At 33.2% G+C, this 12,892-nt stretch carries 13 protein-coding genes and 1 tRNA gene; 4 read left to right on the top strand and 10 right to left on the bottom strand.

Going from position 1 to position 12,892, the window contains the following annotated elements; translation table 11 throughout:
• Positions 1–7 precede the first annotated feature (7 nt).
• Together BUA71_RS15595 and BUA71_RS15590 are read left to right on the top strand one after the other, a co-directional pair.
• Positions 8–865, top strand: a complete 858-nt coding sequence (locus BUA71_RS15595; RefSeq protein ID WP_072881421.1) for a M57 family metalloprotease — start codon at positions 8–10, stop codon at positions 863–865.
• A 460-nt stretch (positions 866–1,325) separates the two neighbouring features.
• Positions 1,326–1,399 (top strand) — tRNA-Arg (locus BUA71_RS15590).
• A 562-nt stretch (positions 1,400–1,961) separates the two neighbouring features.
• On the opposite strand, the gene BUA71_RS15585 is transcribed toward BUA71_RS15590, so the two are convergent.
• The 5 genes from BUA71_RS15585 to BUA71_RS15565 form a co-directional block, all read right to left on the bottom strand.
• Positions 1,962–3,449: a TlpA disulfide reductase family protein gene (locus BUA71_RS15585; RefSeq protein WP_072881420.1), complete on the bottom strand. Its 1,488-nt coding sequence runs from the start codon at positions 3,447–3,449 to the stop codon at positions 1,962–1,964.
• A 254-nt stretch (positions 3,450–3,703) separates the two neighbouring features.
• On the bottom strand, positions 3,704–3,883 hold the full coding sequence (locus BUA71_RS15580) for a hypothetical protein (protein WP_072881419.1): 180 nt from the start codon (positions 3,881–3,883) through the stop codon (positions 3,704–3,706).
• A 67-nt stretch (positions 3,884–3,950) separates the two neighbouring features.
• Positions 3,951–4,403: a protein-disulfide reductase DsbD domain-containing protein gene (locus BUA71_RS15575; protein WP_072881418.1), complete on the bottom strand. Its 453-nt coding sequence runs from the start codon at positions 4,401–4,403 to the stop codon at positions 3,951–3,953.
• A 9-nt stretch (positions 4,404–4,412) separates the two neighbouring features.
• Positions 4,413–4,877: a TlpA family protein disulfide reductase gene (locus BUA71_RS15570; protein WP_072881417.1), complete on the bottom strand. Its 465-nt coding sequence runs from the start codon at positions 4,875–4,877 to the stop codon at positions 4,413–4,415.
• A gap of 35 nt (positions 4,878–4,912) precedes the next feature.
• The gene (locus BUA71_RS15565) at positions 4,913–5,281 is read right to left on the bottom strand and encodes a hypothetical protein (protein WP_072881416.1); all 369 of its coding nucleotides are present in this window, start codon (positions 5,279–5,281) and stop codon (positions 4,913–4,915) included.
• 245 nt (positions 5,282–5,526) lie between these two features.
• Between BUA71_RS15565 and BUA71_RS15560 the strand changes: the two genes are divergently transcribed.
• Positions 5,527–7,005, top strand: coding sequence for a TlpA family protein disulfide reductase (locus BUA71_RS15560; RefSeq protein WP_175545975.1), 1,479 nt, complete (start codon positions 5,527–5,529; stop codon positions 7,003–7,005).
• Between the two features lie 43 nt (positions 7,006–7,048).
• Here the strand turns inward: BUA71_RS15560 and BUA71_RS15555 are convergent, their stop codons facing one another.
• On the bottom strand, positions 7,049–7,528 hold the full coding sequence (locus BUA71_RS15555; RefSeq protein ID WP_072881414.1) for an RES family NAD+ phosphorylase: 480 nt from the start codon (positions 7,526–7,528) through the stop codon (positions 7,049–7,051).
• On the bottom strand, positions 7,528–8,037 hold the full coding sequence (parS, locus tag BUA71_RS15550) for a type II RES/Xre toxin-antitoxin system antitoxin (RefSeq protein ID WP_072881413.1): 510 nt from the start codon (positions 8,035–8,037) through the stop codon (positions 7,528–7,530). Before parS ends, BUA71_RS15555 begins: the two co-directional genes overlap by 1 nt.
• A gap of 158 nt (positions 8,038–8,195) precedes the next feature.
• On the opposite strand from parS, the gene BUA71_RS15545 reads away from it, so the two are divergent.
• Positions 8,196–9,359 carry a TlpA disulfide reductase family protein gene (locus BUA71_RS15545; RefSeq protein ID WP_072881411.1) on the top strand — a complete coding sequence of 388 codons (1,164 nt, stop codon included), beginning with the start codon at positions 8,196–8,198 and terminating at the stop codon, positions 9,357–9,359.
• Between the two features lie 389 nt (positions 9,360–9,748).
• Here the strand turns inward: BUA71_RS15545 and BUA71_RS15540 are convergent, their stop codons facing one another.
• The 3 genes from BUA71_RS15540 to BUA71_RS17675 form a co-directional block, all read right to left on the bottom strand.
• Positions 9,749–10,876 carry a TlpA disulfide reductase family protein gene (locus BUA71_RS15540; protein WP_072881410.1) on the bottom strand — a complete coding sequence of 376 codons (1,128 nt, stop codon included), beginning with the start codon at positions 10,874–10,876 and terminating at the stop codon, positions 9,749–9,751.
• A gap of 267 nt (positions 10,877–11,143) precedes the next feature.
• A complete protein-coding gene (locus BUA71_RS15535; protein WP_072881408.1) occupies positions 11,144–12,223 on the bottom strand; it encodes a TlpA disulfide reductase family protein in 1,080 nt (359 codons plus the stop codon).
• A gap of 190 nt (positions 12,224–12,413) precedes the next feature.
• The coding region (locus tag BUA71_RS17675; protein ID WP_072881406.1) for a BfmA/BtgA family mobilization protein at positions 12,414–12,892 on the bottom strand (479 nt) is incomplete at its 5' end.

The raw sequence follows: 12,892 nt of genomic DNA, 5'->3' as shown, positions 1-12,892 counted from the left end.
AAATAATATGAAATTAAAAAAACTATTATTCCTGGTAGTAACTGCAGGTCTTATTAGCGTATCGTGCCAACAAGAGGAAATTGATAATACTACTTCTAATACAGAGCCGGTAGCTACAGAAAATCAGGATAAAATATCCAAAGAAGTATTGGCTAAGTTGAAAGCGCTCAATCTAAATATTGAAGATGTTGAGCTTTCTGAATTTAGATTACCAGACGGTACCAAACAACAATCTTATATCGTAGAAGGTGACATTGCCATTAGCGCTGAACAATTGGATGTTATGCAACCGGGTAATATAACGACAAAACAGTATAGGACATATAATTTAGTAAGTTCACCGCGAAATATTAATATTGTTGGATGGACGGGTACTGGATATGATCAAAATCTTACCCAAAAACAGAAAGATGCTTTACAGGCGGCAGTAGATAATTATAATGATTTAGAAATAGGACTTAGCTTTACTTTAGAGTTTAGTACTAATCAAAGTGCAGCCGATATTTTGATTTTTCAAAATCCTAATGGTTCTGCCGGTGGGGTAGCGGGATTTCCAAGCAATGGCGACCCTTATGGGTTTGTACAAATTTTTTCGGGAATGGAGCAATTTAGCCTTGGTACAAACACGCACGTAATTACTCACGAAATAGGACATACTTTAGGCTTAAGACACACCGATTGGTTTACTCGCGAAAGCTGTGGAAGACCAAGTTTTGGGGAACTTGCAAATCCTAGCGGCGCCGTGCATATTCCTGGAACTCCTATGCGATTAGATCCTGAATCTGTGATGTTGTCTTGCTTCGGACTTGGAGAGTCTGGTGAATTTGGTTCAAATGATATCAAAGCACTGGAATATCTTTACTAAAACTAAAAATAACTAAACTGGGCTATTGGCCGTTCTAAAAAGAACGGCTTTTTTAGTGTTTTTAGATTGGTAATACTTTCTCTTTTTTACTCCCTGATTTTTTTTGAAATTGATTTAAGCTAATTTACCAACACATTTAAACTCATTGATTTTTTGTTATATTTTCTGGATTACAATTTTCACGGCTTTAGACAATCCAATGGTAGCGTCAGCGTTGTATAACGAAAGAGTAGCCTGGCTCTTTTGTGTTGTTTTATAAAATTAAATGAGTTCAATGTATTCGCCTGTGTCTTTAGAAAGCAGCAGTACTATTATCGGCTAATTTTAAAATATCCCATATTTGGTCCTGAAACTCGTAATCCTGGTAAATTTTTAATTTTTTCTGTATTTTATTTTTGAGCTTTTAAAATAAAGAATATATTTGCAGCCGCTAAGCCAATTGGTGCAAGCGAAACATAATGGCCTTGTGGCGCAACTGAATAGCGCACCTGATTACGGCTCAGGAGGTTCCAGGTTTGAATCCTGGCAAGGTCACTTTAACAAAACCTAACTTGCTTAAAATTAGTGAGTTAGGTTTTTTGTTTTTGTTTTTTAGTCCACATTTAGTCCAATATTTTATCATTATTATCTGTATATTGTATATGTAGGAATATAGTACAGTACCCTTGAACACTTGATATTTTCAATTATAATTAGGTAGATTCTATGAGTTTAGCTGTTACAATATAAATTTAACTTGTAAATAACTGTTTATAATATCAAAGTTTCTTCTTTACCGTTTACAGTGACAAATAGCATCAAAAATCAATTTATTACTATTTATAAAAGTAAATAACTATAAATAATAATGATTAAATGTTACTGGAATAGCTACAGTATTTTTGAGTACCAGTTCGGTGAGAAGGTCAATTCATTTTTGCTAACTTGCTTGAAGAGCAAATCGTGACAATCTCAATATGAGAATGACTAAGTTTGTCTCCTTTTTAAAATTTGCTGTAAATAATGCAATAAAATATAGATTTTCCAGGGTATTTTTTCTGCACATCACTATCTTATTAGATTTTTTTGCTCCATTCAGATTGTAAAATTTTGGATATTAGGCGCCGTTATTTTTCTCTACTTGATGTTTTTTAATCAATTTGATTATGTCATCAAAATGTTTTGGGTAAACTCCCAGAGGGAGTTTTTCTCCAATTTTACCATTCGATTTTAGAAGTTGATGATGCGGGAAACCGTGGACACCGAAGTACCTTTCAAAAAAAGCTAATTGATATTTTGTAAGTAAATGATGTTTTCCTTTTAGTTTAAATTTATCTCTGGTTCTCATCCATTCCTCTTTTTCCATATAAGCCCCATAAAAAATAAACTCAACATCTTTATCATCAGTTTTTGAAATCAAGTCATTATAATGAGGCAATTCTTCCATACAAGGTGCACAATTCGTAAACCAAAAATTGTGAAAAACCACTTTTCCTTTGGTATCATCATAAAGTTTTAAGAGTTCGGTTTTTTCGCTTCTTGGGATGTCATAATTCTCAATGAGTGAGATTATACCAGATGTTCCGCTTGTTTCTTTTGGTTTTATTTGAGACCATAATTTATCGTTAACAAATTTTTTAAGACTGTCTTGATATTTCTTAGACACTTCTTTGTTCCTGCGATAGGCATAGGCCATAAGCAATTCATCTTCATGCTTTTTTTGACGCTTTTTAATCAGGTTAAAGGTTATTGGGAAATTAGTTGGTGAATCTTTTTTTAATATTTCTCTTTGATTTGAATATTTATCGGAAATATTACTCATAATCACAATCGAAGTAGCAAGCATTTCCAAGTACTTGAAATAAGCCTGGTAATTCAATTGGTCACTATCTTTTGAGCTTACCTCATTAATAAACCTGAAATATGGGTTTTCAAAATCAATTTTTGGGTTAGGTGTACCAAAAAAAGGATAAATACTCAAATCATATCCGGCTTTATATCTTATTTGCGCTTTGCTCCAGTCGATGAAAGTTTGGTCGGAGATATTCTTTCTTAAAAGAAATGAGTCAAGTGATTCTAACTGCTTTTGCATGTCTGAAATCCGCTTGTTTTTATATTCAATGTCTATTAATCCATCATCCCTGCTAAACCCATCTGGTGCTTGTTTGATAAGGCTATCCAAATAAGATGTGTTGGCAAGAATTAAATTGTTTGTTCCCCTATTTGTTCCTGAAACCACATTAAAACCTGTAAATTTTGATTTCCAATCAACTAATTGTTCTATTGTTAATTCTGCTTTGACTTTCTCACTTGGTGAAATAATAAGACTGAATTCCCGATTTTCATAGTTAAAAATCACCTCTCTTTTTTTATCATTAATAAAGCTATAGGTTACTGTTCCACTATCAGATATTTTTAATTGCTGCTCTATTGGGTTGATAGCATTCTCGATTTTTAAATCGATAAAACCCTTATGTTCATTTGGATTGTAATCTTTAAAGTTCAGATGAATTTCCGTAAGGTTCTTTATTGTGCTTTCCGATTCCATTTTATCACAAGAAATCAGTAATATTAAGCATAGCAAAAAGTAAAATGAATTTCTCATAGTTTGTTTTTAATAGTAATCTGTCAAATTTATAGTTGGATAAATAAAGGAGAATTTCACGCCAAACTTCTCCTGGAATGGTATTGCAAAGAAAGGAGTAGGCCGTAACAGCGGCACCTGATAAACCACTTCCAACATATTATCCAAAAAGATACTAGGCTGCAATCAAATTAACCCAACGGCATCTCTAGTTCTATTCCATAAGCTTATTTATTACCACACATAAGCTTCATTTATTTCTTTTTCCAGTTGCTTTAATTTTGACGGATAACTGGTTTGTGCATTCCTTCAATCGGTGTTGTGTATTCCATATTTTCTGGCTGCTTTCTATTAATCTTACCGTTTATGATTATTCCTTTTTCCTTTTTTGAACAACCAATGAGGCCAAATGCCAGAAATAATAGAAGGATTGCTTTTATGTTTATTTTTATCATTATTTGTGGTAAAGGTTAAAAGACATCTATGTAAGGCCGGGATCACACTTATAGCAGATTTTAAATTCTAAATCTCAAACTCAAAATCATCATAATTAAAAATGCATTGGGAGTCATTACAGGTCATAAATTCGATTTCGCCGACAATTTTAAAGTTGTCCTTGTTTTTTATCTTAATGCGCTGTACGAACTTAGCTTCTGTTTCAAAAGACTTTATTCTCATTTCAAAAACGGGATCATGAACCGTTTTGCCTTTTTCTTCTTTCATTTTGCCAACCAACTTGAAGTCCTCGCTTTTTTCAAATATAAAAGTGGTGGGCCTCGGGCCGCCATCTGGTACGTGTTGGGAGTAGAGATGATAGGACTCTTCAATCTGGGCGATAAGGATAAGGTCGTATTCGGTTTCCGATACTTTTTTTGTCTGGGTGCTCCACTTTACAGGATCGATGATTTGTGCCTGGCCGAATGTGGTAGCCAAAAGCAATAAGATCAATAGAGTTTTTACTTTTTTGGTTTTCATAATATGGTTTTAATAGTTGAGTTCTTTATAGATTTCGGTGCTTCCGCCCTGTGCAAAGAACTGGATTTCACCCTCCTTGCCGATGATAAAATGTTTTGGGTAAGAAGGCTCAAAAAATCCTACCGTGGACATTTCGTTTACAAACTGCATATAATCAAAATCCCGCCTCTGTAAAAATTTTGATGTTTCTTCTGATGTGTTGCGCGCAATGACCAGCAATAACACCCCGGGATGGGACACATAATCCTCAACAAGTGAATTAAGCCCCGGCATTTCCGTGATACAGTGTGCGCACCCGGTGTTGCACCAGTTTATGAACACGGCTTTACCTTTATCCTGAATCTTTTTTTCTTCTCCGTCCAGGGTCAAAAAGGAAATATCGGGAAGCTCGTTTCCTATTTTATATTTGTCGGTGCCAAAAGTCGTTAATTTATCGACTGGCTTTTTGTTTCCATCAATCCACTTGCTATTCACGGAATTGGCACTTGCATAGTACGTCAGGAAATATTTTACTTTTTGGTATGATCGGAATATAAACCTATTTCCTCTTCCTTTTCAAAAACGTTTTCACTGGTTTTCTCTAAAATAAACCCAGCCCTGAGAACCAAAAGTGAATCATTATTTGCTATGGCCGTCCAGTAAAACCGATCCTTATTGTCGCTGTATGTAGTGCCAAAATAAGCTTGCAAGCTGTCCACCCCGGTAAACAACTGCGCAGTTTCCACTTCAGATGGTTTGAATTTTCCATAGAGGTTAAAAAACTTCTTTAGCAATTCTGGATATTTGGTTTTCAATTCAACTGAAACATTTTTATTTTTTTCCTGCGCAAGCATTGCCAAGCTGAAAAACAAGAACAAAATGAGCAATATTTTTTTCATATTAAATTGGTATTGGTATAAAGTTACAATTCTTTTAAGCTATTCCGACCTCAAACTTTCTACAGGATTTGCAGTTGCGGCCTTATAACTTTTCCAGTTTACGGTTAGCATCTTAGCATCTTAGCATCGCTATAAAGATGGATGATATTGATTAAACGATATCATCGAAAAAATTACTGTCATCTCTATAAATATAAGAAATAAACGTTATTTTTATTTAAATTATGTATAATGGAAATCAACGTATGAAAAACATAATTATCTTCTTAATTTTTTCTTGTTTATTAACGGCTTGTCAAAATGAAAAAAAACAATTTGTAATAGAAGGAAAAGTTTCGAACAATTCAAAAGACTATGCTCTTTTTGTTCAAGACACTACCGGAATTGGAATATCAAATATTATTGACACTGTAAATATAGATATTAATGGAAATTTTAGCATTAAAAATAAACCTCTAAAAGCTAATTCATCACTGATTTTTAATGAGGAAAGGCCGGTAAGATTAACTATTCCAACCACACTCGATAGTTCAATAAAAATTGTTTTGGATTTTTCAGAACCTGATTTAATAAAAATTAAAGGGGAACAAGCTTCATTAATTAAATTTTATCTGGATCAACAAAATTTTTGGGTAACTCTTTATGAAGAAATGTCTGACAAGCATCCCGAATTGGCTGCTGGAAATAATCAGACCATTAATTTTCATAAAATTCAGGACACGATAACTAATTTGAGAATAAAGTATTTGGAAAAGTATTTTAAAAATTCAAAAATTATAAATCAAGAAGATTTTATAATTTCAGAGAAAAATTCCTTAATCTACTCGAACTTATATTATCGGATGAGCGGCCAAAAAAGTGATATTGTAAAACGATTAAAATTTTATCAAAAATCAGATAGGAATTCAAGTGAAACTTTAACATATTCAGATAAAGTGAGTTTTTCAGATAAGAGTTTATTCTCTAATCAATATTACCGAGAGTTTATAAACAACGTAATAATGGATGTAGTTAGATTTGAAAACCCTGATGAAAATCTTTCATCCTATGAGCTCTATTTAAATAAGGGAATGATTATAATTGATAATTGGTTTAAAAATCCAGATTTAAGGAAAATACAAAAGATAATTTTTATAAATCATTTAATTTCTAATGCAAAAGCTTTTAGAAATCCTTTAAAATTTTCTGAATTTCAGAAAAAAATAGAAAAGTTGAAAAATAGTAGATACGCGAATGAAAATCTTCCAATTTTAGAACAGAAATTACGGCAATTAGAAAGTTTAATTTCGAAATTTTCAGCAGGGAAAAAAGCTCCTGATTTTGAATTAGAAAGTTTGAAAGGAAAACTTTATAAGTCATCCGATTTTGAAAATAAATTAATGTTCATTGACGTTTGGGCAAGTTGGTGTGGGCCCTGTATTTCATCTTTTCCAAAATGGAATAAGTTAATAGAAGACTATTCAAACAGTAATGAATTTGTGTTTTTATCAGTATCAATGGATAAAGACAAGAATAAATGGATTAGTTCAATAGAAAAATTTAATTTAAAAGGTTTAAAATTACATGTTGGTTCAAAAGAATTTGATAGTGAATTTGCAAAGAGTTTTGATATAAAATCTTTACCGAATTATATTGCAATTGACGGTAAAGGAAATATTATTTCTGTTTCTTCTTCCTTTAATGATTTTCAAGAGTTAGTAAGGAATAAGCTATCTGAAAAATAAACACTCTATATAATCGAGTGTAGATGACACCAGCTTCCCCTTATTAATTCTCTTTAGTTTGTTTAAAACGTTCGTCAAATTTTAAAGGATTTTTCGAAATTACCGTAATCCTTTTAGACTCTGGGTGATTTGGGTTGATTAAATAATTAAATTCAGGCGTTACAATACTACTGGGTACTTTTAGAACCGCAGCTTCGCCGTCTGCCACAAAATCATCGCCTATAAACTGTGTTTCGAGAATCGGAGGTTTTGCATCCCAATTTTCAGGTAAATCCTTATATTTTAATTCAAGTATTTCTATATCATCTGGTATATCAATTTCCACGTAATACCTATCTGTTGGTAAATCTTCGTTGAGATCGAGATGCACAGAGACTTCCAGAGTGGCCAAAGCCCTTGATGCCGCCGAGTATACTAAATATGTATTAAGACTGTTCCACCTGTAGCCTTCGGTGCGGGCAGCTCCAATTCCTTTTAATGTGGTGTCAAGATATTTTTTTCTTTCTATTCTATATACCTTCATCAAGCTAAATTTCCATATTCAAGCCTATTCAAACTATTTTTAACTTCCTGGATTCCAGTCAATGAATCGAACAAGCTTATAGGCGTTGCTCCACCCAGGGAAATATTAGGCTTTTGTAACCAACGTTGGAATTTTTCTTTTTCAGAATTAAAAACTGTAAGACCAAATTCAAGTAATTCTGTTAACACCAAAACAATTTCACTATCCCTACCGCTTAAAAGCTGTTGATCTTTTTTTCTTTTATTATAAGTAGTTTGCGGTAAATCCAATAAATGCAATACCTGTTTAATAGATAAATTTGACTTATTACTAATAAATTCTATGGATTCATAGGGTAGGCCTTCTCTTATAAGTGATACTCTATCCATCTTACTACTCCAGGTATAGGAGTCTTCGGGAGTTTTTATAGTCCAGCTTTGTCTTTTTATTTTTCCACGCGCCCTAGCTCGTTGAATACTTTTTTTTGGATTAAAAGATTTGCTGACTATTTTTTTATCTTCAACTGCCATAATAATCAATTTGCTGGTAAGTTACAGCAAATTAACTTTAAAATAAAATTCTGATTAAAAAATTAGAGCCAAATCCTTAAAAGATTAAACCTGTACCTCAACAGCTATTCAGAAATTAATGTTAATTTTAATGTTTTAATAACTGATCAACAGTGATTATGAGAAAAATTTTTACCATAACATTAATAATTTTTTCTGTATTTATAAATTCTTGTAAAAAAGAAAATAAAGAGGAGCAAAAAGAAAATTCTGAAGTTGAGTTCGTTATTCAGGGTACAGCTAAAAATGGGAACGGAAAGAAACTAGGTCTCTACATCCCCAGTTTAGGAATGGATAAAAGACTGACTTCTGAAATTGTGGATGGTAAATTTGAATTTAAAGGTACTTTACCAAATCCGGAAAGAGCGGAAGTTGCATTTGATGAGGAGTTAGAAGAGTTTGATGGGATGTATGCCTCCTACATTGTTTTTTTAACGAATGACACCCTAAAAATAAATGCTACAGTAAATGAAAAAGACGGAAATTTTTATTTTTCAGACAATTCATTTGAAGACGGTGGGGTAAATAGCTACTATCATCAAAATATAGACGAGTTTTGGAAGGCTTATGATGGATTAAGCTTTAATCCTAGCGACAAAGTGCTTATGGATAGTTTGAAAGAATATGCTTTTCCTACAATTCGTAAAAATGTAATCCGCGTAAACGAAAAATTGTTCAACGATAAAACTAATACAATTATCGGCTTAAATAATCTAAGAAATATGTTCGACAATAATTTTGTTTTTATTCTTGAAGATATGGCCGATGAAGAAAAGGAATCTATAACTAATTATTTTAATAACATTGATACGTCTTATACCAGTTCACCAGATTACACCGTAGTAAGTTCACATATAAAAAGAATGAACGACGCTAAATTTGGAAAGAAATTTATGGACTTTGCATTACCTAATATCGAAGGAGAAGAAATTCGATTATCTGATGTAGTTTCCGCTAATGAATACACGGTTTTAGATTTTTGGTGGTCGGGTTGTGGGCCTTGCAGAACATTTAACAGAGAAAGTAAAGCACATTACAAAAAGTTAAAAGAGCACGGTATTGAAATAATAGCAATTAATGTAGATGACGGAATGAAGAAATGGCAAAGGGCAACTGAAAAAGATGAAATTGATTGGATAAACCTTTATGCAGGAGCAAATTCAAAAATTGAAGCTGATTACAACATTGTTTTTTTTCCTACTAAGATGATATTTGATAAAAACAAAAAGCGGGTAAATTTCGATTTTCATAAAGCAACTGAACTTTTAACTTTAATTGACTAAATACTAATGTTTTGATCAAACCTGATGCTCCATAAATTTAAAGCTACCTGCGGTCAATTTCACTTTTAAATTAGCCTTAGATCTATATTAATAGTAAATTTAGACTCTTTATGACAAACTAATTGCGAAATAAAATTCAGAAATTAATGTTAGTTTTAGCGCTCTTTTAATTAGTTCCACCAAATTTATTATTGATAAACAGAAGAGAATAATAGGCAGGTTTAAAGGGGGGAATCATGAGTTTTATGACAGGATAGACGAAATCATGAACTGGGAATCTACAGCATACAAGTAATTCTTGTTCCGTTATTCAGGGAGTGGAGGACATTAGATCGCCCAAAAAAAACTTGACATGTTTTTCGAGGAAACGCTTAGTTTTCGTTGGATTGCTATTTACTTGATAAGTTTTTTTCCAAATGATTTAAAAGACTACCCTTTCCATAACCAGACCATTTGTCAATTATTATTCCCTTTGGATTGATTAGTACAAAAGTCGGGATACCTTGAACTCCATATTTTATCGATGTCTCGCTATATCTGCCTGCTCCATCCCAAATGCTATTCCAAGCTACTTTGTCTCTTTCCAGTGATTTTAGCCATACATCTTTTTTAGGATCCAGGGAAAAACTGACAATGGTCAATGAATCGGAGTATTTTTTATCAATCTCTACTAATTCATCTGCTGCCTGAATACAGGGTCCGCAATAAGCAGCTGTAAAGTCTAGTAAAGTAAATTCTCCTTTGATATCTGAAAATTTTATATTTTCTCCTCTTTGGTTTAGACCTTGAAAATCGTGGTATTCATCTCCAACCTCTGAAATATTCTCCCTTAGAAAAACCTCAACAACTTTGGCATATTTACTTTCTTTAATTTCCGAAGAATATTTATCATATATTTTCTGAATAGTATCTTTAGGCAACTGATTTTTCATATAACCGAGCTCTATTACGCTTGTATAAGTATTGGGATGAGATTTTACATAATCAATTCTGAGAGCAGTAGTAACGCTATCAATCTTTCCAATTTCCCTCCAAATTTCTGTACCTATTTCCTGTTTCTTATTCTGCGGAAGTTTCATAAATGATTGAACCAGGGAGTCTCTTTTAATATCGTAGTTTTTCGTTATATCCCGTAAATAATTAAAATTTTCTTGAATTTTTGAACCTGTAATATCAACGTTCCAAGGAAAATCTGAAATATCTCCCTTGACCTTAATATCTTCATTGCCAATGAGTAAATTTGTGTAGATAAATTTTTGGTCAACCATTGCATTTAACCAAATTTGTTCTGGTGGGTTAGATAAATGTCCTTCAAATCGAAACTTGTTCTTTTCGACCGTTGTGCTGTCGAAAACTGCATCAGTGGCCAAATTTCGCAAATAGAATTTAGTTCCATCTTGAAATCCACTTACTTGCCCAGAGATTGTAAATTTTTCCGCTTTTTCTTCTTTTTCACTACAAGCAGTTATGAAAACTACAAAACAGGCTATTAGAATTGATTGAAGTGGTGCTTTCATTTTTAGGATTGGATTTATATAAGAATGGCTAACAATAATTTGGCTATGGTGCGTGCACCGCAGGACACACATTAGAATCATATATGAGTCCGGAACGGACATTTTTTATGTATCCTAAGATATAATATTTCTCTTAATGGTGCAAGTCTTCTATGGCTTTAAGGGCGGCCGTATTGTCTGGATAAAAAACCCTATCATTATAACGCCTTGTCATTAGAAAAGTGAAATTATTTAATCACAATAGCGGGGTGCTAACTTTTATATGACTCATTTCTCCAATAACTCTTTAAGCTTCTTCTCTAAATTATTCCCTCTAAGATACCTAGCTATTATAATTCCATTTTCATCTATTAGAAAATTTTCCGGAATGGCGGTCACTCCATAAACTTCCGCTGGTTTACTGTGAAAGCCTTTTAAATCACTGAGGTTTTGCCAGTTTAGCCCATCTTGTTGAACGGCTTTTATCCATTTCTCTTTGTTGGTGTCCAATGAAACTCCCACAATGGTAAAACCATTGTCTTTATACCGTTCATATAGCTGGATCAATTCGGGATTGGATGATCTGCAAGGGCCGCACCAGGAGGCCCAGAATTCAAGTAATGTATATTTCCCTATAACTTCAGAAAATTTAACCGATTGGCCTTCCATATTCTTTTGTTTAAAATCAACATATTGTTCTCCAACTTTTGGACTAGCAGGTAATTTTATAAAATCCGCTATAGTTTTACCCTCCTTTGTGGAACGCAAGCTATCATTCATTAAGGAAAAAAGTTTGCCGGTTTCCAGAGGCCCCAACCTTTGCATGGTACCATCGTTTAGAACAGTAATACTCTCGTATGAATTGGGATAATCCTTGATGAACTCTTTATTAATTTCAACTTCTTGATCTATCATTTTCTCATGAACAAGAAAGAGTGAATCCCGATTGGCATCGGTAATCATATCTCGAAGGCTCTCCATTTTTTCATAAATGGAATCCTTTCGGGATAAAAGTAATTCTGCCTCGTCTTGGGTTGTTGAGCCTTCGATTTGACTGTTCTGTATATTGCCTTTTTCCCCGGTAATGTCAATCATTTTATTCTCCAACCAAAACAACCTACCTTCTTTGGTGCTTTCTATCCGTAACATCACCCTTCGTGGTCTTTCAATCTTTCCTTTAAATCGAAATTTCTCGTTCATTACTATAGTTGAATCCAAAACGGTATCCATATCAAGGTACATTACTACGGAAGTACTATCCGGCAAGTTCCTAAGTGCCCCATTGATAGTATATCCTTCGCTCTTATTATTTTTTGCACAGGAGATTATTACCGATAGCAAAATAATAAGTAAGCCAATATTTTTCATATTAGCATGTTTATTCTGATCATAAAACTCATCTTGTATATTGTATATTTTGCGTTTCGATAATTTTCGAATATACAACTTAAAGCTGTTTTATTTCCTAATAATAACGCTAAACCAACTAATCCTCAATTTGGTAGGTTTGAAAATGCGTCCAAAACCAATCCTCAAATATTGCTGATGAAAGAAAAATTCAATTCTCCAACCTTCTTTTAAGGATACTAAGCTTCGTTGTGTCCATTTCAATTTTAAAATAGGATTTTCCAAAGTGTGGTTTCACTTGGCTTATGCTGTTTAAAACTTTCAAAAACTCTCGTCGTTCGCGTTGTAAGTCCTGATGGAGCAAGTTATATTTTTCCAGAGAAACTTTAGGCTCAATATTTTCTAATTCCTCTTGTTTCCGCTCTTTGTACCTAGGCTCTTCTATGGCTGGCTGTTGTTTTTTATTCATCGCAGTTCCGTCAAATAAACTTTTTAGCATATCGTGGGTCGGCTTGTGGTATAACTTTTCCTGTTCCCGAAGCAGTTCTGCGATGTAATCAATTCTACGCAGTATAAAATTGTACAATTTTAGCCTGTGCATCATCAACCTATTCCGGGGAGAAATGTTTACCACTTCAAAAAAGTCCATCATCTGATCCAGGGTATCGGAATGGGAACCGGTAACCTTCT

The sequence above is a fragment of the Salegentibacter echinorum genome (genome assembly GCF_900129445.1).
In the GTDB taxonomy this organism is placed as follows: Bacteria; Bacteroidota; Bacteroidia; order Flavobacteriales; family Flavobacteriaceae; genus Salegentibacter; species Salegentibacter echinorum.
This window is presented reverse-complemented; position numbering and strand designations above follow the sequence as displayed.